Below are 23516 nucleotides of genomic sequence, written 5' to 3' on the forward strand. Positions count from 1 at the left end.
GTCGGGCGTGCGTGCCGAGCCGCCGCGTGACGAGGATGTAGCGGGTCGGCGCGGCGGGCGGGGATGGCGCCGCGCCGACCCGACCGCATCCCGACGATCGGAGGCGATGTCCGATGACGGCGAAGCTCAACCCGTACTTGCAGTTCAACGGCGACGCCAAGCAGGCGTTGGAGTTCTACCACTCGGTGCTCGGCGGCGAGACCGCGCTGAACACCTACGGCCAGTTCGGCCAGGCCGACGGGCCGCTCGCGGACAAGATCATGCACGGGAGCCTGACGTCCCAGCTCGGTTTCACGCTGATGGTCGCCGACGCCCCGCCGGACATGACCCCGCAGCCGGGCAACAACTTCTCGATCAGCATCAGCGGCGACGCGGCGGACGCGGAAGCGCTGCGCGGTTACTTCGTCGCGCTGTCCGAGGGCGGCCAGGTCCACGTGCCCATCGAGAAGCAGATGTGGGGCGACGAGTTCGGCATGTGCACCGACAAGTTCGGCATCAACTGGATGGTCGACATTTCCGCTTGACGGTCGTCGGCTTGCTAAGCGGTGCGGGTGGGGGAACCTCAGACCCTTCGGCGCTGGTCAGGAGCGGTCGCGCCTGCGGTAGGCCATTCCCGCTGCGACCGCGCCTGCTGCGGCGCCCGCGCCGAGCATGGAGTTGAACCCGATCCGGACGGCTTTGCGACCGGTCCGGAAGTCGCGGACCTCCCAGCTCCGGGCGCGGGCGATCTCGCGCAGCCGCTGGTCCGGGTTGACCGCCACCGCTGTGCCGACCACCGACAGCATCGGGATGTCGTTGGCCGAATCCGAGTAGGCCGTGCACCGCCGCAGGTCCAGGCCTTCACTGGCGGCGATCGCGCGCACCGCGTGCGCCTTGGCGCGGCCGTGCAGCATCTCGCCGACGAGGCGTCCGGTGTAGATGCCGTCCTCGCTCTCGGAGACGGTGCCCAGCGCGCCGGTCAGCCCCAGCCGCCGGGCGATGATCGAGGCGAGCTCGACCGGGGTCGCGGTCACCAGCCACACGCGCTGCCCTGCGTCGAGGTGCATCTGCGCGAGCGCGCGGGTGCCTGCCCAGATCCGGTCGGCCATCAGCTCGTCGTAGATCTCCTCGCTGAGGTTGACCAGCTCCTCGACGCTGCGCCCGGCGACGAAGGACAGCGCCTGCTCGCGGCTGGCCTGGATGTCCTGCGGGTTCTCCCGGCCACCGATCCGGAACTTCAGCTGCTGCCAGGCGAACCCGGCCAGGTCACCCGGGTTGAAGAACTTCCGGGCGGCCAGTCCGCGCGCGAAGTGGAACAGCGAGGCGCCCATCATCATCGTGTTGTCGACGTCGAAGAACGCCGCCGCGGTCAAGTCCGGCGGTGTCGTCAGCGTGCCGTCCTGGACCGAGGCAGCGGCGACCGCTGCCTCGGCCGAGGCTCGACCCGCTACTTTCGCGCTGTCGATCTGATCTGTGCTGGACGTGCGCATGCCGTTGTGGTCCGCGTCATCGGCCGAGCCCTGCCGTGTCGGCACCGCCGCGCCTCCCAGGGTCCTCCGGAGTGGTGTGCGAGATCCGTGGTCCGAGCCGACCCCGAGCAGGGCCGGCTACCTCATAGCTTAAGACCTCGTCCGCGCCACGATTGCGCACCTCCGCCGGGATCGGCAACCGACTACCGGAGATCGTCGGGAAGCAGTTGTGCCAGCCGGCGGACGGCGCGGTGCTGGAGCGCCTTCACCGCGCCTTCGTTGCGCTGCATGGCGATGGCGGTCTCGGTGACCGACATGTCCTTCAGGAACCGCAGCCGGATGCATTCCCGCTGGTCGGGGTTGAGCTGGCGGATGCACTGCAGGAGTTCGTCGTTGGTGGCGTCGAGCAGCACCTGGTGCTCGGGCCCGGCGTGCGAGCCCTTGGCGGGCAGGTGGTCGGTGACCTCGGAGGTCGGGACCTCCAGCCGGTTCCTGCTCGACTTGATGTGGTCGAGTATGAGGTTCTTGGCGATCGTGATGAACCAGGCGGCCACGTCGCGGCCCTGGTAGCTGATGGAGGCGATGCGCCGGAGCGCCCGCAGGAACGTCTCGCTGGTGATGTCCTCGGCCAGGCAGTGATCGCTGACCCGGAACAGCACGTAGCGGTAGACGGTCTGGGAGTACTCGTCGTAGAGCCTGCCGAAGGCGTCGTTGTCGCCCTGCTGCGCAGCGCTGACGTAGGCCCAGTTGTCGGGGGCGGCCCAGGGTTCCGGGGTGATCGTCTCGCAGGTCCAGCTGTCCGGGAGGGACACGTTCGTCGTCGTCGTCGTTGAACTCACCGGCCGGGGCGAGACGTGATGAATGCGGCCTGCGGTGTCGGGGGCGGGGGGTGTGAGCGTCTTGGAACTGCTCATCTCCGGCGACCTCCTGCCTTCGTTGGCTTCACCGGCTCGGTGGTGTTGGGACTCACCGGGTCGGCAACCATGTCGTCGTGCCCGTGGCGGACACCTGATCCGGGGACCGATCAGGCCGACGGGTCGCGCCGGTACCGCTCGATCGGGCCTTCACTCGACTGGCCGTTTCCCACTCGCGTGGGCGTTGGAGCAGCAGCATACGTGTTGTTACTCAGAAGTAGGTAGGGCAATGCGGTGACGGTCCGGTCGCTTTCCGTGTCGTTCGGGCGGAATGAGCCTGATCACTCCGCGTGATTTTGCACACGTGAGCAGGACGATCGGGCTGGTGAGCCAGCTCTCCGCGCGGTCGCGGGCTGAGTACGTTGGAGCCGTCGAAATTTTTTCGAACCGACGCGCCGAGGAGCCGCCGTGCACGAGGTGACCGTGATGTCCCGCGAGGGCTGCCACGCCTGCGATGACGCGATCGTCGAGGTGCGCCGGATCTGCGATGAGCTGGGCGTGCCCTGGTCGGTGAGCGATGTCGACGCCGACGCGGAGCTGCGCGCCGAGTACGGAGACCAGGTTCCGGTGATCTTGATCGATGGAGTCGAGCACGGCTTCTGGAAGGTCGAGGAAGAACGCCTCCGCCGAGCGCTCCGGAACTGACCTCGTTGTCGGCCGGGCTGAGCGGCCAACGTGCCCTGTACCACCCGTTTTGGCACTTCAGGGGGGTATCCGGAATGATGGCGGAGAAGGTTTGCGCCTCCGGTGCGCTCGCCCCGCCGACTTTGTGCATGCATTCACAAATGGCTACGGTGTAAGGGTCGTGCCGCCGGAACTCCCCGCCGGATTTTCCGGCGCGGATCAGCGGATCGGGTGGCCCCGACTCACCGTTTCCCCGGTGTTCGCGCCACTCCGATGCCGCCCGAGGGGCAGACCACCAGCAGGCGAGGGAGATCCAGCGTGACGGCCCAAGGAGCGGACGTGCCAGAAGGAGACGGGCGAACCACTGCCCGGACCGCTGCGTCTCCGCGCACCCCGGACGCCAACACGACCGACGCCAGCGGAACCGGGGCGAACGGGACCGACGCCAACGGGGCCGCCATCGCGGTGCCCGCCGCCCGCGAGCGCGCCCGAGCCATCCCGGAAGCCGCCGTCGCCCGGCTCGCGGTCTACCTGCGGACCCTGTCCGCGCTCGCCGAGCAGGGCACCACCACGGTCTCCAGCGAGGAGCTCGCCACCGCGGCGGGCGTCAACTCCGCCAAGCTGCGCAAGGACCTCTCCTACATCGGTTCCTACGGCACCCGCGGCGTCGGCTACGAGGTCGAGGTGCTGGTCGGTCAGATCGAGCGGACGCTCGGCCTGACCCGCAAGCACAGCGTCGCCGTGGCCGGGATCGGCAACCTCGGTCACGCGCTGGCCAACTACGGCGGTTTCCCGAGCCGCGGCTTCCCGGTCTCGGCGCTGTTCGACCTCGACGACGACCTGGTCGGCGTGCCGGTCGGCGGCATCCCGGTCAGCCACGTCGACGACATCGTCGAGGTGTGCTCCACGCGCGAGGTCACCATCGGCGTCATCGCCACCCCGACCAAGGGCGCTCAGGAGGTCTGCGACCGCTTGGTCGCCGGCGGCGTCACGTGCATCCTGAACTTCGCACCTGTCGTGCTGCAGGTCCCCGAGCACGTCGAGGTGCGCAAGGTCGACCTGGCGGTGGAGATGCAGATCCTGTCCTTCCACGTGGCCCGACGGCAGCAGGAAGCCGCTGCCGCAGGCGAAGCCGACGGCGCTGGACCGCCGGGCGGCGGCGCGGGCCTCCCGGGAGAGATCGATTCGGCGAACAGGATGGTGGAACGGCTGTGAACCTGCTCACCGTCGGGATTTCCCACCACAGCGCCCCGGTCCGCGTCCTGGAGCGGGTCGCCATCAGTGGCGGTGACATCAACAAGATCCTCGACGAGCTCGTCCTGCGCGAGCACATCGCCGAGGCGTTCGTGATCTCCACCTGCAACAGGGTCGAGATCTACGCGCTGGCGGAGACCTTCCACGGCGGCCTCGACGACGTGACGGCCGTGCTGTCCCGCCACTCGGGCACCGAGGTCGGCGAGCTCGCCGACCACCTCTACGTCTACTACGCGGGCGCCGCCGTCGAGCACCTGTTCTCGGTCTCGGCCGGGCTGGACTCGATGGTCGTGGGCGAGGCCCAGATCCTCGGGCAGCTGCGCCAGGCCTACGGCACCGCCGACGAGCGCGGCACGGTCGGCAAGACGCTGCACGAGCTGGCCCAGCAGGCGCTCCGCGTCGGCAAGCGCGTGCACAGCGAGACGGGCATCGACAACGAGGGCGCCTCGGTGGTCTCCGAGGCCCTGGCCGACGCCGAAGCGGCGCTCGGTGGCCTCGAGGGCAAGAACGCGCTGCTGGTGGGTGCCGGCTCGATGGGCGGGCTGACGGCCGCGCAGCTCAAGCGCGCCGGCATCGGTCGCATCGTGATCGCCAACCGCACCGCCGCGAACGGCGAGCGGCTCGCGGAGTCGCTGCGCGCCGACGACGTCGATGCGGGCACCGCGGACCTCTCCGGCCTGGCCGAGGCGATCGCCGAGGCCGACCTGGTCGTCGCCTGCACCGGCGCGATCGGTGCCGTGGTGACCGAAGAAGTGGTGTCCGCCGCCGCGTCGATGCGCCGGGAGATGGCCCGCGACGACAAGCCCCTGCTGTGCTGCGACCTCGGTCTGCCGCGCGACATCGCCGCCGAGGTCGGCGACCTGCCCGGTGTCACCGTCGTGGACCTGGCGAGCCTGCAGCAGCGGCTCTCGGCCAAGCAGGGCGGCAACGAGTCCGAGCGCGCAGCCGGGATCGTCGCCGAGGAGGTGCGCGGCTACCTCGCCGCGCAGCGCTCCGCGGAGGTCACCCCCACGGTGACCGCGCTGCGCAAGCGGGCCGCCGAGGTCGTCGACAGCGAACTGCTGCGGCTGGACTCGCGGTTGCCCGACATCGACGAGCCGACGCGCGAGGAGCTGAGCCGCACGGTGCGCCGCGTGGTGGACAAGCTGCTGCACGCGCCGACCGTCCGCGTCAAACAACTGGCGTCGCAGCCGGGTGGCTCCGGTTACGCCGACGCACTACGTGAGCTTTTCGAGCTCGACCCGCAGACCGCTGCGGTGATCGGCACCCCGCAGGCCGAGGAGAACCTCCCCGGCGGGGTCACGGTCGCCCAGGCGCTGCTGCGCGGCCGGGCGGAACAGGACGGTGAGGACCGTTGAACAAGACTCTCCGGATCGGTACCCGCGGCAGCGCGCTGGCGATGGCGCAGAGCACGTGGGTCGCCGAGCAGCTGGAGGCCGCCGGGTACCCGACTCAGCTGGTGGCGGTCGAGACCCCTGGTGACCGGTCGTCGGCCCCGATCGCCGAGATCGGCGTCGGCGTGTTCACCTCCGCCGTGCGCGAGGCGCTGGTGGCCGACGAGGTCGACGTCGCCATCCACTCCTGCAAAGATCTGCCGACCGAACCGGACCCCCGGTTGTCGCTGGCCGCAGTCCCGGTCCGGGAGGACCCGAGGGACGCGCTGGTGGCACGGGACGGTCTGACGCTCGGCGAACTGCCCCCGGGGTCCGTTGTGGGCACCGGTTCGCCGCGCCGCGCCAGCCAGCTCCGGGCCTCCGGCCTGGGACTGGAGGTGCGCGGCATCCGCGGCAACGTGGACACTCGAATGCGCAAGGTGACCGACGGTGAGCTGGACGCCGTCGTCCTCGCCCGCGCCGGGCTGGCCCGGGTGGGCCGGCTTTCGGTGATCACGGAAACGCTCGATCCGCTGCAGATGCTGCCCGCGCCCGCTCAGGGCGCGCTCGCAGTGGAATGTCGCGTCGATGACGTCGACACCGAGCACTTGCTGCAGTCCGTTTTGGACGATCAGGCCAGCCGCGCCGCGGTTGCCGCCGAACGCGCTGTGCTGGCCCGGCTTGAAGCCGGCTGCCACGCGCCGGTCGGCGCGCTGGCCGAAGTGGTGGAGGACCTCGACGATGACGGGCGCGTGGCGCTGCGCCTGTCCCTGCGTGGAGTGGTAGCGACCGACGACGATGTCCTGGTCCGCGCTTCCGCCACTGGTGAGACGACCGCCGCAGAGCAGCTCGGCCTGGAACTGGCCGATGAGCTGCTCGAAGCCAGGGCCGCTTTGCTCAGCGGTCCCGGCAGTAGTTGATGGGGAGTGCCCTGATGACCCGAGCACGTAAGACCCCCGGACGGATTGCTTTCGTGGGTTCCGGTCCTGGTGATGCGGGACTGCTCACCGTTCGGGGCCGGGATGTGATCGCCCGCGCTTCGCTGCTGGTGACCGACCCGGACGTACCCGCCGACATCGTCGCGCTGGCAGCCGAGGGGGCGGAGGTCCGCCCCGCCGTCGGCGACCCGGCCGACGTGGCCAAGGACCTGGCGAACGAGGCCGACACCGGCCGCAACGTGGTGCGTCTGGTCGCCGGTGACCCGCTGACCGCCGACGCGGTGGTCCGCGAGGCGCAGGAGGTCGCCAAGACCGAGGCGCCGTTCGACGTGATCCCCGGTGTTGCCGGCGGCAGCGCGGTTCCGGCCTACGCCGGCATCGCGCTGGGCGCGGTGCACACCGAGGTCGACGTCCGCGGTGACGCCGACTGGCCGGCGCTGGCCGGTGTGCCCGGCGCGCTGGTGCTGCACACCACCGGAAGCCACCTCGCCGAAGCCGCCTCGCGGCTGGTCGAGCACGGCCGTCCGGCGACCGCCCCGGTCGCGGTGACCGCGTCCGGCACCACGGTGCAGCAGCGCACGATCGACACCACGCTGGCTTCCCTGGCCGCCGATGCCGGCGAGCTCCAGGGACACCTGGTGGTGACGATCGGCGACGTCGTCTCCGAGCGGAACAAGCTGTCCTGGTGGGAGTCCCGAGCCCTGTACGGCTGGAAGATCCTGGTGCCGCGCACCAAGGAGCAGGCCGGAGTGATGAGCGAGCGCCTGTGGTCGCACGGTGCGGTCTCGCACGAGGTGCCGACCATCTCCGTGGAGCCGCCGCGCAGCCCCGCGCAGATGGAGCGCGCGGTCAAGGGCCTGGTCGACGGCCGCTACCAGTGGGTCGTGTTCACCTCGGCGAACGCGGTCCGCGCGGTGTGGGAGAAGTTCGCGGAGTTCGGTCTGGACGCCCGCGCGTTCTCCGGCGTGAAGATCGCCTGCGTCGGTGAGGCCACCGCGGAGAAGGTGCGCGAGTTCGGCATCATCCCGGAGCTGCTGCCCTCGGGTGACCAGTCGAGCGAGGGCTTGCTGCAGGAGTTCCCGCCGCACGACGACATACTGGATCCGGTTGACCGGGTGCTGCTGCCGCGCGCCGACATCGCCACGGAGACGCTGTCGGCGGGTCTGCAGGAGCGCGGCTGGGAGGTCGACGACGTCACGGCCTACCGGACCGTGCGCGCCGCGCCGCCGCCGGCCGACACCCGCGAGATGATCAAGACCGGTGGTTTCGACGCCGTCTGCTTCACCTCGTCCTCCACGGTCCGCAACCTCGTCGGCATCGCGGGCAAGCCGCACGCCCGCACGCTGGTCGCCTGCATCGGCCCGAACACGGCCGAGACGGCGAAGGAGTTCGGCCTGCGGGTCGACGTCCAGCCGGAGGCCCCCCGGGTCGAGGAGCTGGTCGACGCCCTCGCGGACCACGCCGCACGCCTCCGCGCGGAAGGCGCTCTGCCGCCCCCGCGCAAGGCCAAGCGAGCTCGCCGCAGCTGATCGTTGAGCGAAGAAGGGCGCCTCCCGTCCCCAGGACGGAAGGCGCCCTTCGGCGTCACGCGGCAGGACCCGCGGGTTCCCGCCCGGCCAGCACGATCGCGGCCAGGTGACCGTCCTCGCGACGGTGGCACGCCTGCAGCACGTAGCGACCGTCCTCGGGCGAGTTGTCCTGCGCCCACGCGATCGCGTCGTGCACGTCGCACTCGCGGAGCTCGTAGGAGTCGTTCCACCAGCCGATCCGTTCGGGAGGGACCTGCGCGGCGGGAGCGGTCGGGGACCACAGGTGCACCCGGAAGACGGGGTGATCGTCCTCGACGCTCACATCCCGCTCGTCGACGGGCCTGATTCTCACGTGCGGTGTCCCTTCGCCTTGTTTCCGGCGTTCCAGCTTGTCAGGGCGTGCGGCCTCGCGCGGCGATGTCGGCGAGCCGACCGGGTTCGGCATTCGGGCGCTGAGGATTCGCTCACGCCCGGTAGAGGTCAGCGGAGTCCGATTTTCCGGTGTCGTTACGCTCGGGGGGTCACCCCGCCTAGTCAGCTTGGGGAGCCGCAGTTATGTATCCGACGAGCCGTCCCCGTCGACTCCGCCGCAACCCGGCGGTGCGTCGGCTGGTTTCCGAGACCTCCGTAGAACCGCGGCACCTCGTGCTGCCGATGTTCGTCCGCGAGGGTGCCTCCGAACCGGTGCCGATCACGTCGATGCCCGGGGTCGTGCAGCACACCCGCGACTCGCTGAAGAAGGCGGCGGCGGAGGCGGTCAGCGCGGGTGTCGGCGGGTTGATGCTCTTCGGCGTGCCGCAGGAGCACGACGCGTCCGGCTCGGGCGCGGTCGATCCCTACGGCATCCTCAACGTCGCCCTGCGCGACCTGCGCTCCGAGGTCGGCGACAGCACGGTGCTGATGGCCGACCTGTGCCTCGACGAGTTCACCGATCACGGCCACTGCGGCGTCCTGGACGAGGACGGCAACGTCGACAACGACCGCACGCTGCAGATCTACGGCGAGATGGCCGTGGTGCAGGCGCAGTCCGGGGCTCACATGGTCGGCCCGAGCGGCATGATGGACGGCCAGGTCGGCGTGATCCGCGATTCGCTGGACGCCACCGGCTACGACGACGTGTCGATCATGGCCTACTCGGCGAAGTACGCCTCCGCGTTCTTCGGCCCGTTCCGCGAGGCGGTGGACTCGCAGCTCAAGGGCGACCGCAAGACCTACCAGCAGGATCCGGCCAACGGCCGCGAGGCGTTGCGCGAAGCCGACCTCGACCTGGCCGAGGGTGCGGACATGGTGATGGTCAAGCCCGCCATGTCCTACCTGGACGTCCTGCGGGACATCGCCGGTGTGGCCGACGTCCCCGTCGCCGCCTACCAGGTGTCGGGCGAGTACGCGATGGTCGAGGCCGCGGTGGCCAACGGCTGGCTGGAGCGCCGTCGCACCGTCCTGGAGACGCTGACCTCGATCCGCCGCGCGGGCGCGGACGTCGTGCTCACCTACTGGGCCACCGAAGCCGCGCAGTGGCTGCAGGACGCGCGCGCATGACCGACTTGGAGCAGCGGGTGGACGCGTTCGGCCGACCGGTTCAGCCGCCGGAACCTCCGCAGCCGCCGAAGGCGCTGCAGATCGCGCGGTGGCTGTGGGTCGGAGCGGTGCTCGTCGGAGTGGTGCAGGCGTTCATCGAGCTGCTCGACCGCGAGCGGTTGATCCGCGAGCTGCGACAGCTGCAACCGGAGATGACCCAGACCGACCTCGACGCGGCGGCCAACAGCGGCATCCTGTTCACCTTCATGTTCAAGGCGCTCACGCTGATGGTGTACGTGCTGCTGAGCAGGCGGATGCTGGAGGGGCGCAACTGGGCCCGGGTGACGCTGACGGTGTTCGGCGGATTCGGCGTGTTCAACGCGGTGATCACGGTGCTCACGGTGTCGCTGGTCGGCCAGGAGCTGATCAAGCGGCTGACCGGGACGACCGTGAGCGCGCTGGACGTGGTGTTCGCCGTGCTGGTGGCAGCGGTCGAGATCGTGGCGATCGTGTTCCTGTACCGCCCGGAGGCCAACCGCTTCCTCCGCGAGATGCGCGGTGCCGCTCCGCGACGTCCTCGCACCGTGTGGTGACGTTTCGGTGGACACGTCCCGGTTTCGTTCATAGCCTGACCTGGTGACGCCGCCAGACGCAGCCAACCCGTACGGTTCCGCCCCGCCTCCGCCGGAACGATCGTCCGGGCCGCAGCGTCCGCGCACGATCGACTTCGCGTTCTGGGCCGGGATCGCCAGTCCCGTGATCGGATTCGTGTTGATCGCGCTGTCGTTCGCGACGATCAACGACGCCGAGCTGCAGATGGTGCTCAGCCAGGCAGGCGCGGCCGGTCAGCCGGCGCTCGACATCGACCAGGTGCGTGCGCTGTTCCGCGTCACCATCGCGATCGTGGTCGTCTTCTGCCTGGTGCTGGCGGGGTTGTGGATCATGTTCCTGATCTTCATGCGCAACGGCCGCAACTGGGCCCGCGTCGTGATCACGGTGATCGGCGCGCTGTGGTTCCTGCTGTCGATCCCCACCGTCCTCGGAGGCGCGGCAGGCGGGATCGGCACGGCCCTGGTCGCCGTCCTCCAGATGGTCGCCGTCGGCGCCACGATCGTCTACGCCTACCTCGCCCCCTCCAACCACTACCTCCAACCCCGCTGAGGTCAGGCTCCTCGGTCAGGCGTGCAGAGCCGCCGCTGATTCGACCAAGCCGAGGTCTTCGAGGCGCCCGAGCACGTCTTGGATCGTGCGTGGCGGCTTGGTGCAGGAATCCGCGATGCGTTGGACACCCGCGTAAACTGCCGCCCGGTCGAGGTGAATCTGATCGAGGATGAATGCATCTGGGTGCTTGGCCTCGACATCCCACACGGCAAGTGACTCGCGGGGAAAGTCGCGGAGGTTCGTGGTCACGATGACTTGGGCGCGGGCTTTGATCGCAGCAGCCAACACGTGCCGGTCCCCAGGGTCGGGAAGTGTGATGGATTCGATCAGCGGTTCGTGCCCTTGGACCAGGCAGTCGCGAATCGCTCGAATCATCAGCTCGCGAGTGCGGTCGAGCTTCGCAGGGTCGAGATCGGGCCGGTTCTCTTTGAGATTCCGGAAAGTCTCGTCGAGGATCTGATTCGTCCATTTGGCCTGCACGAGCCCGGCCTGCGCGACCCTGATGAGCAGGTCGCGCAGGACGCTCGGGTAGAGGACGTTGGCGTCGTAGATGACGGTGAAGGCCATCTAGAGGTCCATGTCTTGGGTGAGCCGGGTGAGTTCTTCGGCGGCTTCGCGACGGCGGTGGTCGTCGTTGCGCAGGTACTCCAGCACGGATTCGATCTTGACCCTGCGGTGCGTGCCGACCATGCGGTATTCGATCTCGCCCGCTTCGAGCAGGCCGATCAGGTACGGCCGCGAGACGTTGAGCAAGTTGGCGGCCTGTTGCGTCGTCAGGTCCGCACCTGCTGGGACGACCGATACTCCCTTGCCGGCTGCCATGTGCGCCAAGATGCGAGCGAAGAGTTCGACCGCGCCCCGCGGTACGACGAGTTGATCACCATCCTCGTCCGCCAGACGCACGCCGCTCTCGTGGTGCCTGTCGAGGTAGTCCCGGATGTGCGGAAGTGCTTTGACCGCGGTGGCCGAGTCGGTCTTGCTCGGTTGGATCGAGTCGAGGGCGAGGTGAGCCATGACGACCTCCCGTTCGGGCTGCTATTCGCAGTATCCGAAACAAACGAAATATTCGCAACGCGCGCGCGTCGTCTGCGGGGGACTTGACCCGAACCGGTGGACAGGGGTATCGGGTGGTTTCTAGGGTTCGTGCGTGAACTTCCCGCAGAATCCTTGGCAGCAGGGTGGATACCCGCAGTCGGGGACTCCCTCCGGCGGTTTTCCGCAGCAGCCGCAGCAGCAGCCCGGCGGATACCAGCCCTACTCGCAGAACCCGTTCAGCGCGCCGCCGGTGCCGATGCACGAGATGGCGGTGCCGCAGCGGCCCGCGCAGGTGGAGACCGCGTTCTGGATCGCCGTGGTGCTCCCGCTCCTGGTGACGGTGCTCAACGTGGTCAGCTACCTCGTGCTGCAGGGCCACGTGCGCGAGTCGATCGGCGGAGGCACGGACGACGTCGAGCGGGAAGTCGCCTCCGCGGTCAACGGCGTGATGCTGGTCTTCTTCATCATCCTGACGATCTTCTACCTGATCCTGACCGGCCTGTGGATCACCTTCGGCTTCAAGCTGCGGGCAGGGCGCAACTGGGCGCGGATCACCCTGACGATCCTCGCCGGGTTCTGGGCGATGTCGAGCCTCGGCACCATCGGATCGGGCGGCATGGCGGGTCTCAGCGACACCGAGGCGCTTCCCGGTTCCTACTACGCGCTGAGCTACGCGCAGGGCGGGCTCGGGATCATCGGCACGGTCGCGTTCGTCGCGCTGGTCTTCCTGCCCAAGTCCAACGCCTTCTTCGACGCGGCGAGTCGTCGGTACTGATGCCGCCGCCGAAACCGCTGCGCATCGCGGTCGTCCTGTGGTGGACCGTCGCCCTGCTGCTCCTGCTGGAGACCGCACTGACCTGGTTCGATCCCACCGTCGACGGACGGTTGATGCTGGTCAACACCGTTGTCGGGACCGTCATGGCCGCCATCTACCTCGCCTTGGGCGCGCTGGTCTTCCGCCGCGTGGCGTGGGCCCGGCTCGTGCTCACGGTGTTCGCCGCCGTGCACCTGGTGCTGATGATCGTTTCGGGTGCGGGCTTCGGGATTCCGGTCCTGCTGCTTGTGCTGGGCGCGGCTGGAACCGTATTGATGTGGGCGCAGCAGAGCTCCGACTTCCTGACAGGTGAGCGATGAGCGATCCGGTGTTGTACTCCGAACGCGGCAGCAGCTGGTGGCCCGTGCTGTGGGGCCCGGCGTTCGCGGTCCTGGGGATCCTGGCCGAGCAGGTGACGCTCGGCCCGGAGCACGTCGCGATGTGGATCCTGGTCGGCCTCGGGCTCGCCATCGCCGCCGCCGTCTGGGCCTACGGCAGGCGGCGGCTGCTCGCGGTCAGCCTCACCCCGTCCGAACTGGTGCTCGGCAGGGAGACGATCGAGGTCAAGCGCATCGCGCAGGTCAGCGACGTGGGCGCGCCCGTCGGCGCCAGGGTGCTGGGCGGCAGCTGGACCGTGCCGAAGGGCGCAGGCGAGATCCCGCTGCGGCTGGACGACGACACCGTCGTGCTGGCCTGGGCCAAGGACTCCGAGACGCTGTCCGCGGAACTGGTGAAGCTCGTCGACAAGCGGGCTTCCGAGCTCTGAACAGCTCCGAGCTCTGAACAGCTCCGAGCTCTGAACAGCTCCGAAGTCTGAACAGCAAAGTGCCCCGGGTGGCATGCCTGAGCAGAGGCGGACCCGGGGCCTACGCCGTCCACTCTAGCAGGAGATCCACAGCGGTCGAAAGGAAATCCCCTTGACCAGGGACAACGCCGAACTCCCCGCGTGGGTTCGGGAACTGCTGTCGGAATCCCGCTTCGACCGGTACCTCAAGAAGGCCGGTGGTGAGGTCGACGTCGCGGTCCGGCTCTACGACTGGAACCTGCAGGCTTCGGCGGCCTTCTACGGCCCGCTGCACTGGCTCGAGGTCGCGCTGCGCAACGCCCTGCACCACCGGCTGCGGGAGCGCTTCGGCAGGGAGGACTGGTGGAAGGCCGCGCAGCTGGCCGACAACGCCAAGTTCAAGATCGGCCGCGCTCGCCGCAAGATCGAACGCCGCCAGGACCACACCCCCGACGACGTGGTGGCCGAGCTGACCTTCGGGTTCTGGGTCTCGCTGCTCAGCCGCACCCACGACCGGCAGATCTGGGTGCCCGCAGCGCATCGCGCCTTCCCCCACTACAGCGGACCGCGCAGCGCGCTGCACGAGGACTTCATGGGCATCCTCGACTTCCGCAACCGGGTCATGCACCACGAGCCGATCTTCTACCTCGACCTGCCCGAGTACCACGAGCGCATCTACCGCCTGCTCGGCTACCTCTCGCAGGACGCGGCCCGGCACGCCGAGCGGACCGACGAGATCAGCGCGGCCCTCGACGCCCGCGACGTGTGAGACGCTTTCCGCCGTGACAACTGCCGAACCGTGGCCCGCCAGCGGCCCGAAGCTCGACGGCGACGCGGAACCGGAGCGCTCCGGCGGCCGGCTGAACCAGCCGTGGCGCGCGGCCGTGGCCGGACTCGAACTGGTCGCCGCCGTCGCGCTGGCCCTGCTCGCGTGGTGGGCCTGGGACCAGGGCACGGTGACCATCTACCTGCCCGGACCGGGCGGCGCCGCGGACGTGGTCACCCGCACCCTCGGCAACTGGCTGTCCGGTGCCGTCGTCGCCGCCACGTTCGCCGGACTGCTGCTCATCGACGTCCTCCGCCAGGCCGCCCTCGCCATCCGAGCGGGTGGTGACCGAGCGTGAAGCCGGGCCGGGACCACTTCCCCGAACGGCAGGGCGCGGGCAGGACCTGACCCGCCGCGGACGACCGGCGCCACCGCGTGCGCGCTGCGAACCCGTGCAGCGCTCCCGCGGGCGAAGGATTCGCCGAACGGATGAAGCGGCGGCACCCGCGTCGAGGGCGACCCCGGGTCGGGGTGCGCCCGGCCACACCGCCAGGAGTGTCAAACTGGTGACGTGACAGCTTCTGCGAACTCCGCTTCGACCCGGCACGACGATCCGGCTCCGCAGTCGCGGCAGCTGTTCGATCGCGCGCAGGCGGTGACGCCCGGCGGCGTCAACTCCCCGGTCCGCGCCTTCCAGTCCGTCGGCGGCACGCCGCGGTTCATGGTGCGCGGCGAAGGACCCCACATTTGGGACGCCGACGACAACCGGTACGTGGACCTGGTGTCGTCGTGGGGCCCGATGATCAACGGGCACGCGCACCCCGACGTCGTCGCCGCGGTGCGGGACACCGCCGTGCACGGCACGTCCTTCGGCACGCCCGGCGTCGGTGAGATCGACCTGGCGCAGGAGATCATCGACCGCGTCGAACCCGTCGAGCAGGTTCGCCTCGTCAACTCCGGCACCGAAGCGACCATGACCGCCGTGCGGCTCGCCCGCGCCTTCACCGGCAAGCAGAAGATCGTCAAGTTCGAGGGCTGCTACCACGGTCACGTCGACGCGCTGCTGGCCGGCGCCGGATCGGGCGTCGCGACCCTCGGTCTGCCGACCTCGCCGGGCGTCACCGGCGCCCAGGCCGCCGACACCATCGTGCTGCCCTACAACGACCTCGACGCCGTGCGGCAGGTCTTCGCCGAACTCGGCGACGAGATCGCCTGCGTCATCACCGAGGCCGCCGCGGGCAACATGGGCACCGTCGCCCCCGTCCCCGGCTTCAACGCCGGGCTCAAGGAGCTCACCGCCGCCCACGGCGCGCTGCTGATCATGGACGAGGTCATGACCGGCTTCCGCGTCTCCGCAGCGGGCTGGTTCGGCATCGACGGCGTCGCCGGCGACCTCTACACCTTCGGCAAGGTCATGTCCGGCGGGCTTCCCGCCGCCGCCTTCGGCGGACGCGCCGACGTGATGTCCCGCCTCGCACCGACCGGACCCGTCTACCAGGCGGGCACCCTGGCCGGGAACCCGATCGCCGTCGCCGCCGGCCTCGCCAACCTCCGCGCCGCCGACGCCTCCATCTACGCGACGCTCGACCGCAACGCCGACCGGCTGCGCGAGCTCATCGGCTCCGCGCTCAACGCCGAAGGCGTCGTCCACCAGATCGCATCCGCGGGCAACATGCTCAGCATCTTCTTCAGCGAGACGCCGGTGCACGACTACGAGCAGGCCCGCGCCCAGCAGACCTGGCGCTTCCCGGCGTTCTTCCACGAACTGCTCGCCCGCGGCATCTACCCGCCGCCCAGCGCCTTCGAGAGCTGGTTCGTCAACGCCGCCATGGACGACGCGGCGTTCGAGCAGATCGCCGACGCCCTGCCGCACGCCGCGCGCGCCGCCGCTGCGGCGACCGCTCCGGAGGCGGCGAAATGAGCGAACCGCAAGGAGAGAAGACCCTCGTGCACTTCCTCCGCCACGGCGAGGTGCACAACCCGGAAGGCGTCCTCTACGGACGTCTCCCCGGCTACCGGCTGTCCGACAACGGCGAGCGGCAGGCCAAGCTCGTCGCCGAATTCCTCTCCGGGCACGACATCGCCCGCGTGATCGCCTCGCCCCTGCAACGCGCGCAGGAGACCGCCCGCCCGCTGGGCGCGATGTTCCAAGCCGACGTGGCCACCGACGAGCGCCTCATCGAAGCCGACAACCGCTTCGAAGGGCTGAAGGTCTCCGTCGGTGACGGCGCGCTGCGCTCCCCCCGGCACTGGCCGAAGCTGTGGAACCCGTTCGAACCCTCCTGGGGCGAGCCCTACCTGGAGATCGCGCACCGGATGCTCGGCGCCGCGCACCGCGCGCGTGCCGCCGTCGCCGGACGAGAAGCGGTGTGCGTCTCGCACCAGCTGCCGATCTGGACGCTTCGGCGCTACGTCGAAGGCAAACCCATGTGGCACGACCCCAGGCGCAGGCAGTGCTCGCTGGCGTCCCTGACGACGCTGGTGTTCCGCGGCGAACAACTGGTGCGGGTGGCCTACGTCGAACCCGCAGGTGGCACCGATCCGAGAGTGACGGGCGCATGAGGAAGCTTCTGGTACGGCTCGGCCTGATCACGGCCGTGCTGGCGATGGTCGGTGGCTGCGCCACCCAAGGCGACGACCCCCAGGCCGGCGGCGAGTTCACCTTCGTCTCGCCCGGCGGCCAAACCCGCATCTTCTACCCGGCCGCCGAGCGCGGCCGGATCAGCAAGCTCTCCGGGGACGACCTGCTCACCCCCGGCAAGCAGCTGGGAATCCAGGACTTCCCCGGCCAGGTCGTGGTGCTCAACATCTGGGGCTCCTGGTGCGGACCCTGCCGCTCCGAAGCCGACGACCTGCAAGCCGTGCAGGACAAGCTCGGCCCGCAAGGCGTGCAGGTGCTCGGCATCGACGTGCGCGACACCCAGAGCGCGGCAGCCGACTTCCACCGCGATCGCGGACTCACCTACCCGTCGATCTTCGACCCGGCCGGGCGGACACTGCTGTCGCTCCGGCAGTTCCCGCGCAGCACAGTGCCGGCCACCATCGTGCTCGACCGGCAGCACCGGGTGGCGGCCGTGTTTTTGACCGAGATGCTCGAGAGTGAGCTGCTTCCAGAGGTGCAGAAGATCGCTTCTGAGCCGGCTTGATCCGTGTTCGGGTCTAGCGGTGGTGTCGTGTGGAGTGACTGCGCCGGGTTCTGGTTCGGGTCGGTTCTACTGACACTGCTCTGTGGTCTTGTTGCTTCGCGGTGCCGGAAGCGGAACCTGAGCGGCTCTCTGGCTCCGGGATCCGAGACTTGAGTATGAACGGATACGCGGCGCTACGGCTGTCCTCACCAGAGAGCCGCTCAGAACCCGCGGCGGTGCCGGTTGCTTGCTGGGGGGTATTGAGAAAGCACCTTCGGTGCTTGCCTGACGTGGGTTGCTTGCTGGGGTAGGGCGAAAGCACCTTCGGCGCTTCTGACGTGGGTTGGGCTTCTTCTCCTTCCTCTCTTTTCCCTGTGACTTGTGCCTCTTGTTCTTGGGCTTTGGTCCTGTTGTTGTGGGGACCTTGGTCCTCCGGGGGTGTGGTTCGTGCCTGGGCATCGCTTTCACCTGGGCGTTTGTGGGGTCGTTCACCTAGCCCGGTGCGTGAGGGCGACGTCGGCTTTCCTACCCTCGAAGCGTGAACCCCACCGAGCTCGCCGCGTCCGGACCGCTGCTGTTCGCGGCGGTCATCGCGGCTCTCGCGGGGGCGATCAGCTTCGCCTCCCCCTGCGTGGTGCCGCTGGTGCCCGGCTACCTGGCGTACCTCGCCGGAGTCGTGGGAGCCGATGCGCCGCCCGTCGACGAGGCTGAATCCCGGGAGAACCGGCGCGGTCGCTGGCGGGTCGCCGGTGCTGCGCTGCTGTTCGTGGCCGGTTTCAGCGTCGTGTTCGCGGCCGGAGCGCTGCTGCTGCTCGGGGTCTCCGACGCCCTGATCGCCAACGAACCGCTCCTGCAGCGCATCGGTGGCGTCGTCACGGTCGCCATGGGCCTGGTGTTCCTGGGCCTGATCCCCGCCCTGCAGCGCGACGTCCGGGTGCACCGCGTGCCCCGGGCCGGGATGTGGGGCGCGCCGCTGCTCGGCGCGGTGTTCGGCCTCGGCTGGACCCCGTGCCTGGGGCCGACCCTGGTCGGCGTCATCTCGGTCGCCGCGGGCACCGATGTCGACACCGGGACCGCGCTGCGCGGAATCCTGCTGGTGCTCGCCTACTGCGTGGGCCTCGGCGTTCCGTTCGTGGTGCTGGCGCTCGGCGCTCGCTGGGCCGTGCGCAGCGCCGGCTGGCTGCGACGACGCGGACGCGCGATCCAGATCGCGGGAGGAGTGCTGCTCGTGGTGGTGGGCCTGCTGCTCGTCACCGGTCTGTGGGGAGAATTGATCTCGATGCTTCGTGGCCCGATCAACGGTTTCGAGACGCCGATCTGATGCGCGAGCACCTCAAGACCGCATTCGCCTTCCTGCGCAACACCTGGCGCGGGCTGACGTCCATGCGCACCGCCCTGGTGCTGCTGTTCCTGCTCGCCATGGCCGCGCTGCCGGGCGCCCTGATCCCGCAGCGCTCGCTGAACCAGACCGAAGTGGACAAGTACTTCCAGGAGTACCCGGACCTCGCGCCGTTCCTGGACAAGATCGGCATGTTCGAGGTGTTCAGCTCCGTCTGGTTCGCCTCCATCTACGTGCTGCTGTTCATCTCGCTGATCGGCTGCCTGCTGCCGCGCTGCTGGGACCACTACAAGCAGTGGCGCAGCAAGCCGGTCCGCACCCCGCGCAACCTCGGCCGGTTGCCGCACCACGCCGAGAAGACGTTCCAGGACTCCTCCGTCGACGAGGCGATCTCCGCGGCCAAGAAGCGGCTGCGCGGCTGGCGGATGGTCGAGCACGAGGAAGCCGACGGCGCCCGATCCATCAGCGCCGAGCGCGGATACCTCCGCGAGGCAGGCAACCTCGTGTTCCACTTCGCGCTCGTCGGCCTGCTGATCGGTCTCGCCGGAGGCAAGCTCTACGGCTACGAGGGCCAGGTCATCGTGGTCGCCGACGGCTCGGAGTTCTGCAACTCCGGCACCTACAACTACGACTCGTTCCGCGCGGGACTGTCGGTCGACGGCACCCAGCTGTCCCCGTTCTGCGTCAAGGTCGACGACTTCGACATCAAGTACCAGCCCAGCGGCCAGGTCGCCAGCTACCACGTGGGCATGCAGTACCAGTCCGAGGAAGACCTGGAGAACAACGCCTGGAAGCCGTACGTGCTCCAGGTCAACCACCCGCTGCGCACCGCAGGCGACCGGGTGTACCTGACCGGCAACGGCTACGCGCCCCAGTTCACCGTCACCTGGCCGGACGGCCAGAAGCGCACCAGTCTCGTGCAGTGGCAGCCGATGTCGCCGCAGACGATGCTCTCGCAGGGCGCCACCAAGTTCGACCAGCCCGGAGTCACCGACGAGGTGCAGCGCAGGCAGAGCCAGATGGCCATCACCGGCCTGTTCGCGCCGACCGCCTCCTACGACGGCAAGATCCTCAGCTCCGGGTATCCCGACCTGCTGGACCCGACCGCGGCCATCGACGTGATGCGCGGCGACCTGGGCCTGGACTCCGGACGCGGGCAGTCGATCTTCGGCGTGGACCAGTCGATGGTCGAGCAGGGCAGGCTCAAGCGGGTCGCGCGCGAGAACGTCCGCATCGGCGAGGAGATCCGCCTCGACGACGGCACCACCGTCCGCTTCGACGGCGTGGAGCGCTGGGCGAACCTGCAGGTCTCGCACGACCCGTTCCAGACCTCCGTGCTGGTCTTCGCGGTGCTCATCATCTTCGGACTCGGCACCTCGCTCATCGTCAAGCGCCGACGCATCTGGGTGCGGGCCGCCCCGCACCCGGAACCTGGTGAAACCCCCGCCGCGCGTACCGTTGTCGAGGTCGGCGGGCTCGCCCGCACCGACCAGGCGGGATACGGCGAGGAGTTCGCCCGGATCGCCGACGACCTGCTCGGCGCGGATGTCGACCACTCGCCCCAGCCCCGCGCGGACGCAGGGACCGCGCGCGAAAGGAAGAGCTGATGCCGGTCAACGAGACGCTGTCGAACTACAGCGACATGGCCTACGCCACCTCCGTGGTGATCTACATCGCCGCGATGCTGCTGTACTTCGGCGAGTTCGCCCTCGGCCGGGTCGCCACCGGCACCGCCGCTCGCGAAGCCGCCCTGGTGGGGTCCTCCAACTCCTCGACGGTGACGACGGCGGATTCCCGGGACGTCGTCGGCCACGTCCCGGCCAAGCCCAAGCGGCCGCTCGCCGAGAAGCTCGGCGGCATGGCCGTGTCGATGACCGTGCTCGGCGCGCTCGTGCACTTCGGATCCCTGCTCACCCGCGGACTGGCCACCGACCGCGTGCCGTGGGGCAACATGTACGAGTTCGGCTCGGCGATCTGCCTCGCCGCGGTGGTGGCCTGGTTGATCGTGCTGTTCCGGCAGCTGCGCAATTCCCGGCGCGAGGCGACCCCGGCCCAGCTGCGCGGCCTCGGCGGCTTCCTGATGCTGCCGGTCGTGGTGCTGCTGTTCCTGTCCGGAACCGTGCTCTACGCGCAGGCCGCGCCGCTGCAGCCCGCGCTGCAGTCGTACTGGATCGTCATCCACGTCGCCGCCGCGATCGTCTCCAGCGGCGCGCTGCTGTTCGCCGGTACCGCCAGCGTCCTCTACCTGCTGCGCAGCCGGTACGAGAACAACCCGCTGAAGATGTCCAAGTTCGGTTCGCGGCTGCCCACCAGCCAGGCGCTGGACCGGATGGCCTACCGCGCCACCGTGATCATCTTCCCGGTGTGGACGTTCGCGATCGTCGCCGGTGCCATCTGGGCGGAGGCCGCGTGGGGTCGCTTCTGGGGCTGGGACCCCAAGGAGACCTGCGCTTTCATCGCCTGGATCGTCTACGCCGCCTACCTGCACGCCCGGGCGACCGCGGGCTGGCGCGGGGTGCGCTCGGCCTGGATCAACGTCCTCGGCCTGGCAGTGATGATCTTCAACCTGTTCTTCGTCAACCTCGTCGTCTCGGGTCTGCACTCCTACGCCGGGCTGTGAGCGGCACTCGATCCGGCGTTCGCAGGAGCGCCGCGGCGCGTTCGGCTCGCAGCCGTGGCGTGCATCGCGTTTGGTGTCGGTGAGAAACCCGCGGCGCCTACCAGCCACCTATGGTGACTAGGGGGTATTGGTGGGTTTAGGTTGCTTCGCGGGAAGCGCGGCACAGCTCGACTCGAACGTGGAGGGACGGCAACGGTGACGGGACAGTACGAGGAGCCCGAGACGCGGCGGGATGTCGGTGCCGTGTCGCCGCAGGCCGACGGCCCAACCGGCACCGAGACCGGGAACAAGGGCGGGAACAGCTCCTACACCGAACCGGAGACGCGGCCTCAGCAGCCCAAACCGGTTCCGGAGCACCCGGAACCGTCGTACGTGGACCCGTCGCAGCCCGACGCGTCCGGCCCCTTCCCGGTCGCGGACAACCCGCAGCCGTACTACCCGAACCCGAGCGGAGCGCCGGTGTACCCCGACCCGTCCCAGTCCGGACCGCACCCGCAGCAGCAGTGGCCCGGGCACCCCGGGAACCCGTCCGGGCCTCACCAGGTCTCGGGACCGCACCAGGTTTCCGGACCGCACCAGGTGGCCGACGGCGGTTCCGGTCCGGCACCGGTCAGCCCGTACGCGCCGGTCGCCGGCGGGCCCTCCGGGCCGTACCCGACCGGTCAGCAGTACCCGACCGGTCAGCAGTACCCGCAGCAGCCGCCGAACCAGCAGCCCGGACCGCAGCAGCAAGGACCCCAGCAACCGGGTCAGCAGCAGCCCGGTTTCCAGCAGCAGGGCCAGCCGCCGAACACCGACCTGTCGTCCGCGCAGCTGCTGCGGCAGACCAAGCGGCCGCCGCAGTCCGGCTGGCGCAAGGCCGTCTACATGGCCAGCGGCAAGAAGGTCAACTTCGGTGAAGGTCCCACCGACCAGCGACGTCGCGAGCTGATCACCCGCATCAACCAGCCGTTGCAGGGCTGCTACAAGATCGCGATGCTCAGCCTCAAGGGCGGCGTCGGCAAGACCACCGCGACCGCCACGCTCGGCGCCACCTTCGCCTCGCTGCGCGGCGACCGCGTCATCGCCGTCGACGCCAACCCGGACCGCGGCACGCTCAGCCAGAAGATCCCGCTGGAGACCACCGCCACCGTCCGGCACCTGCTGCGCGACGCCCACCGCATCCGCCGCTACAGCGACGTGCGCTCCTACACCTCGCAAGGCCCCAGCCGGCTGGAGATCCTCGCCAGCGAGCAGGACCCCGCCGTGTCCGAAGCGTTCAGCGAAGACGACTACCGGCGCACCGTGACCCTGCTCGAGCACTTCTACAACGTGGTGCTCACCGACTGCGGCACCGGACTCATGCACTCCGCGATGAAGGGCGTGCTCGACGTCGCGGACTCGCTCGTGATCGTCTCCTCCAGCTCCATCGACGGCGCCCGGAGCGCCTCGGCCACCCTGGACTGGCTGGACGCCCACGGCTACGGCGGCCTCGTCTCCCGCTCCGTAGCGGTGATCAACTCCGTCCGGCCCGCCTCCGGCAAGGTCGACGTCGACAAGCTCGGAGCCCACTTCGCGTCCCGCTGCCGCGCGGTGTCGCGGATTCCCTTCGACCCGCACCTCGAAGAGGGAGCCGAAGTCGAACTCGACCAGCTGGCCGCGCCCACGCGGATGGCGTTGCTGGAGCTGGCGGCGATGGTCGCCGACGACTTCCCCCACGCCCCAGGCCGCCAGCAGCAGGGCTGATCAAGTCCACCCCGCCCACCGCGGCGCTCCAGGTGGGCAGAGCGCGGCAATTCCCAGTTTTAGTCCAAACTGAGCGGACATTCCGGGCGCGGAGGCTCCTCGGTTTGGACTAAAACTGGGAACCGTTCTCGCTGAGCTGAACCCGAGCTCGTGGGCGTTGCTGGGTTTTCGCTGATCATCGCGCGCGTGACGGCATGGGCGTGAGAAGGGGCCGCGACCACGGCGCGGCTGTCCTCGCCAGAAGGCGTCTGAGAACCCGCGGCGGTGCCGGTTGCTTGCGTGGGCACTGAGAAACCGGCTTCGCCGGTTGCCTGACGGGCTTGGGTGCGCGCTCTTGGTTTCTCGGGCCCTCTTGGTTTTCTCAGTCTTCTTCTGCGGGGTTGTGGTTCTTGCGCTGCTGTTCCGCGATCTTGCGGAGGAATTCCGGGTCGTCGTCCGGGGCGACCGGGGCTTGGCGCGGGCGCGTCGTGGCCTGCTGCGGGCCGAACGCCTTCCACATCAGCACAGCGATGGTGAGCGCGCCGATGGCGGCGAGGGCGTAGATCATCG

The 23516-nt window shown here is 69.5% G+C and carries 27 protein-coding genes; 21 read left to right on the forward strand and 6 right to left on the reverse strand.

Annotation, left to right across the window (positions count from 1 at the left end):
- The first annotated feature begins 113 nt into the window (after positions 1-113).
- A complete protein-coding gene (locus FHU35_RS18240; RefSeq protein ID WP_145741194.1) occupies positions 114-524 on the forward strand; it encodes a VOC family protein in 411 nt (136 codons plus the stop codon).
- 57 nt (positions 525-581) lie between these two features.
- On the opposite strand, the gene FHU35_RS18245 is transcribed toward FHU35_RS18240, so the two are convergent.
- Both FHU35_RS18245 and FHU35_RS18250 read right to left on the reverse strand, forming a co-directional pair.
- Positions 582-1469, reverse strand: a complete 888-nt coding sequence (locus FHU35_RS18245; RefSeq protein ID WP_145741540.1) for an HAD family hydrolase — start codon at positions 1467-1469, stop codon at positions 582-584.
- A 182-nt stretch (positions 1470-1651) separates the two neighbouring features.
- On the reverse strand, positions 1652-2362 hold the full coding sequence (locus tag FHU35_RS18250) for a sigma-70 family RNA polymerase sigma factor (protein WP_145741196.1): 711 nt from the start codon (positions 2360-2362) through the stop codon (positions 1652-1654).
- A 408-nt stretch (positions 2363-2770) separates the two neighbouring features.
- Here FHU35_RS18250 and FHU35_RS18255 point away from each other — a divergent pair, with 408 nt between their 5' ends.
- The 5 genes from FHU35_RS18255 to FHU35_RS18275 all read left to right on the forward strand — a co-directional run bounded on the left by FHU35_RS18255 (position 2771) and on the right by FHU35_RS18275 (position 8080).
- Entirely contained in the window at positions 2771-3007 is a 237-nt protein-coding gene (locus tag FHU35_RS18255; RefSeq protein ID WP_246110392.1) for a glutaredoxin family protein, read from the forward strand.
- A gap of 318 nt (positions 3008-3325) precedes the next feature.
- A complete protein-coding gene (locus FHU35_RS18260; RefSeq protein ID WP_425474154.1) occupies positions 3326-4201 on the forward strand; it encodes a redox-sensing transcriptional repressor Rex in 876 nt (291 codons plus the stop codon).
- Positions 4198-5598 (forward strand): glutamyl-tRNA reductase, encoded by a 1401-nt coding sequence (locus FHU35_RS18265; RefSeq protein WP_145741201.1) that lies wholly within the window; start codon positions 4198-4200, stop codon positions 5596-5598. Before FHU35_RS18260 ends, FHU35_RS18265 begins: the two co-directional genes overlap by 4 nt.
- Positions 5595-6533, forward strand: coding sequence for a hydroxymethylbilane synthase (gene hemC / locus FHU35_RS18270; protein WP_145741203.1), 939 nt, complete (start codon positions 5595-5597; stop codon positions 6531-6533). The genes FHU35_RS18265 and hemC overlap by 4 nt, the downstream gene beginning before the upstream one ends.
- Positions 6534-6547: 14 nt before the next feature.
- Positions 6548-8080, forward strand: coding sequence for a bifunctional uroporphyrinogen-III C-methyltransferase/uroporphyrinogen-III synthase (locus FHU35_RS18275; protein ID WP_145741205.1), 1533 nt, complete (start codon positions 6548-6550; stop codon positions 8078-8080).
- 55 nt (positions 8081-8135) lie between these two features.
- Here FHU35_RS18275 and FHU35_RS18280 read toward each other — a convergent pair whose 3' ends face one another.
- The gene (locus FHU35_RS18280) at positions 8136-8432 is read right to left on the reverse strand and encodes a hypothetical protein (protein ID WP_145741207.1); all 297 of its coding nucleotides are present in this window, start codon (positions 8430-8432) and stop codon (positions 8136-8138) included.
- Positions 8433-8635: 203 nt separating this feature from the next.
- On the opposite strand from FHU35_RS18280, the gene hemB reads away from it, so the two are divergent.
- From hemB to FHU35_RS18295, 3 genes are read left to right on the forward strand one after another with little or no spacing between them, the layout of a single operon-like run.
- Positions 8636-9619 (forward strand): porphobilinogen synthase, encoded by a 984-nt coding sequence (gene hemB, locus FHU35_RS18285; protein ID WP_145741209.1) that lies wholly within the window; start codon positions 8636-8638, stop codon positions 9617-9619.
- Complete coding sequence (locus tag FHU35_RS18290) at positions 9616-10191, forward strand: hypothetical protein (RefSeq protein WP_145741211.1); 576 nt, start codon at positions 9616-9618, stop codon at positions 10189-10191. The genes hemB and FHU35_RS18290 overlap by 4 nt, the downstream gene beginning before the upstream one ends.
- Before the next feature lie 43 nt (positions 10192-10234).
- Positions 10235-10759 carry a hypothetical protein gene (locus tag FHU35_RS18295; protein ID WP_246110393.1) on the forward strand — a complete coding sequence of 175 codons (525 nt, stop codon included), beginning with the start codon at positions 10235-10237 and terminating at the stop codon, positions 10757-10759.
- A 15-nt stretch (positions 10760-10774) separates the two neighbouring features.
- Here FHU35_RS18295 and FHU35_RS18300 read toward each other — a convergent pair whose 3' ends face one another.
- Together FHU35_RS18300 and FHU35_RS18305 are read right to left on the reverse strand one after the other, a co-directional pair.
- Positions 10775-11326 carry a PIN domain-containing protein gene (locus FHU35_RS18300; protein ID WP_145741217.1) on the reverse strand — a complete coding sequence of 184 codons (552 nt, stop codon included), beginning with the start codon at positions 11324-11326 and terminating at the stop codon, positions 10775-10777.
- Positions 11327-11773: an excisionase family DNA-binding protein gene (locus FHU35_RS18305; protein WP_145741220.1), complete on the reverse strand. Its 447-nt coding sequence runs from the start codon at positions 11771-11773 to the stop codon at positions 11327-11329.
- A 133-nt stretch (positions 11774-11906) separates the two neighbouring features.
- Here FHU35_RS18305 and FHU35_RS18310 point away from each other — a divergent pair, with 133 nt between their 5' ends.
- The 12 genes from FHU35_RS18310 to FHU35_RS18365 all read left to right on the forward strand — a co-directional run bounded on the left by FHU35_RS18310 (position 11907) and on the right by FHU35_RS18365 (position 22967).
- A complete protein-coding gene (locus tag FHU35_RS18310; RefSeq protein WP_246110394.1) occupies positions 11907-12569 on the forward strand; it encodes a hypothetical protein in 663 nt (220 codons plus the stop codon).
- Positions 12569-12928, forward strand: a complete 360-nt coding sequence (locus FHU35_RS18315) for a hypothetical protein (protein ID WP_145741222.1) — start codon at positions 12569-12571, stop codon at positions 12926-12928. Before FHU35_RS18310 ends, FHU35_RS18315 begins: the two co-directional genes overlap by 1 nt.
- Complete coding sequence (locus FHU35_RS18320; RefSeq protein WP_145741224.1) at positions 12925-13374, forward strand: DUF3093 family protein; 450 nt, start codon at positions 12925-12927, stop codon at positions 13372-13374. Before FHU35_RS18315 ends, FHU35_RS18320 begins: the two co-directional genes overlap by 4 nt.
- 151 nt (positions 13375-13525) lie before the next feature.
- Positions 13526-14161, forward strand: a complete 636-nt coding sequence (locus FHU35_RS29355) for a hypothetical protein (RefSeq protein WP_186459487.1) — start codon at positions 13526-13528, stop codon at positions 14159-14161.
- A 13-nt stretch (positions 14162-14174) separates the two neighbouring features.
- Positions 14175-14516 (forward strand): hypothetical protein, encoded by a 342-nt coding sequence (locus FHU35_RS18330; protein ID WP_145741226.1) that lies wholly within the window; start codon positions 14175-14177, stop codon positions 14514-14516.
- A 213-nt stretch (positions 14517-14729) separates the two neighbouring features.
- Positions 14730-16079, forward strand: a complete 1350-nt coding sequence (gene hemL / locus FHU35_RS18335; RefSeq protein WP_145741229.1) for a glutamate-1-semialdehyde 2,1-aminomutase — start codon at positions 14730-14732, stop codon at positions 16077-16079.
- Positions 16076-16720, forward strand: coding sequence for a histidine phosphatase family protein (locus FHU35_RS18340; protein WP_145741231.1), 645 nt, complete (start codon positions 16076-16078; stop codon positions 16718-16720). Before hemL ends, FHU35_RS18340 begins: the two co-directional genes overlap by 4 nt.
- Positions 16717-17304, forward strand: a complete 588-nt coding sequence (locus FHU35_RS18345; protein WP_186459488.1) for a TlpA family protein disulfide reductase — start codon at positions 16717-16719, stop codon at positions 17302-17304. The genes FHU35_RS18340 and FHU35_RS18345 overlap by 4 nt, the downstream gene beginning before the upstream one ends.
- Positions 17305-17821: 517 nt before the next feature.
- Positions 17822-18604, forward strand: coding sequence for a cytochrome c biogenesis CcdA family protein (locus FHU35_RS18350; RefSeq protein WP_145741234.1), 783 nt, complete (start codon positions 17822-17824; stop codon positions 18602-18604).
- Entirely contained in the window at positions 18604-20229 is a 1626-nt protein-coding gene (gene resB, locus FHU35_RS18355; RefSeq protein ID WP_145741237.1) for a cytochrome c biogenesis protein ResB, read from the forward strand. Before FHU35_RS18350 ends, resB begins: the two co-directional genes overlap by 1 nt.
- Positions 20229-21242, forward strand: a complete 1014-nt coding sequence (gene ccsB, locus FHU35_RS18360; protein ID WP_145741240.1) for a c-type cytochrome biogenesis protein CcsB — start codon at positions 20229-20231, stop codon at positions 21240-21242. The genes resB and ccsB overlap by 1 nt, the downstream gene beginning before the upstream one ends.
- 195 nt (positions 21243-21437) lie before the next feature.
- On the forward strand, positions 21438-22967 hold the full coding sequence (locus tag FHU35_RS18365) for a MinD/ParA family ATP-binding protein (protein WP_246110395.1): 1530 nt from the start codon (positions 21438-21440) through the stop codon (positions 22965-22967).
- Positions 22968-23328: 361 nt separating this feature from the next.
- On the opposite strand, the gene FHU35_RS18370 is transcribed toward FHU35_RS18365, so the two are convergent.
- Positions 23329-23514 (reverse strand): hypothetical protein, encoded by a 186-nt coding sequence (locus FHU35_RS18370; protein ID WP_145741243.1) that lies wholly within the window; start codon positions 23512-23514, stop codon positions 23329-23331.
- Between the last annotated feature and the right edge of the window lie 2 nt (positions 23515-23516).

The sequence above is a fragment of the Saccharopolyspora dendranthemae genome (genome assembly GCF_007829955.1).
GTDB classification, from domain to species: domain Bacteria; phylum Actinomycetota; class Actinomycetes; order Mycobacteriales; family Pseudonocardiaceae; genus Saccharopolyspora; species Saccharopolyspora dendranthemae.

Bases quoted from the DNA above. Each gene is read 5' to 3' on its own strand.
- FHU35_RS18320 (WP_145741224.1), top strand. From the start codon at position 12,925: ATGAGCGATCCGGTGTTGTACTCCGAACGCGGCAGCAGCTGGTGGCCC.
- hemB (WP_145741209.1), top strand. From the start codon at position 8,636: ATGTATCCGACGAGCCGTCCCCGTCGACTCCGCCGCAACCCGGCGGTG.
- FHU35_RS18245 (WP_145741540.1), bottom strand. From the start codon at position 1,469: ATGCGCACGTCCAGCACAGATCAGATCGACAGCGCGAAAGTAGCGGGT.
- FHU35_RS18290 (WP_145741211.1), top strand. From the start codon at position 9,616: ATGACCGACTTGGAGCAGCGGGTGGACGCGTTCGGCCGACCGGTTCAG.
- FHU35_RS18275 (WP_145741205.1), top strand. From the start codon at position 6,548: ATGACCCGAGCACGTAAGACCCCCGGACGGATTGCTTTCGTGGGTTCC.
- FHU35_RS18240 (WP_145741194.1), top strand. From the start codon at position 114: ATGACGGCGAAGCTCAACCCGTACTTGCAGTTCAACGGCGACGCCAAG.
- FHU35_RS18300 (WP_145741217.1), bottom strand. From the start codon at position 11,326: ATGGCCTTCACCGTCATCTACGACGCCAACGTCCTCTACCCGAGCGTC.
- FHU35_RS18370 (WP_145741243.1), bottom strand. From the start codon at position 23,514: ATGATCTACGCCCTCGCCGCCATCGGCGCGCTCACCATCGCTGTGCTG.
- FHU35_RS18250 (WP_145741196.1), bottom strand. From the start codon at position 2,362: ATGAGCAGTTCCAAGACGCTCACACCCCCCGCCCCCGACACCGCAGGC.
- FHU35_RS18315 (WP_145741222.1), top strand. From the start codon at position 12,569: ATGCCGCCGCCGAAACCGCTGCGCATCGCGGTCGTCCTGTGGTGGACC.
- FHU35_RS18340 (WP_145741231.1), top strand. From the start codon at position 16,076: ATGAGCGAACCGCAAGGAGAGAAGACCCTCGTGCACTTCCTCCGCCAC.
- ccsB (WP_145741240.1), top strand. From the start codon at position 20,229: ATGCCGGTCAACGAGACGCTGTCGAACTACAGCGACATGGCCTACGCC.
- FHU35_RS18305 (WP_145741220.1), bottom strand. From the start codon at position 11,773: ATGGCTCACCTCGCCCTCGACTCGATCCAACCGAGCAAGACCGACTCG.
- FHU35_RS18345 (WP_186459488.1), top strand. From the start codon at position 16,717: ATGAGGAAGCTTCTGGTACGGCTCGGCCTGATCACGGCCGTGCTGGCG.
- resB (WP_145741237.1), top strand. From the start codon at position 18,604: ATGCGCGAGCACCTCAAGACCGCATTCGCCTTCCTGCGCAACACCTGG.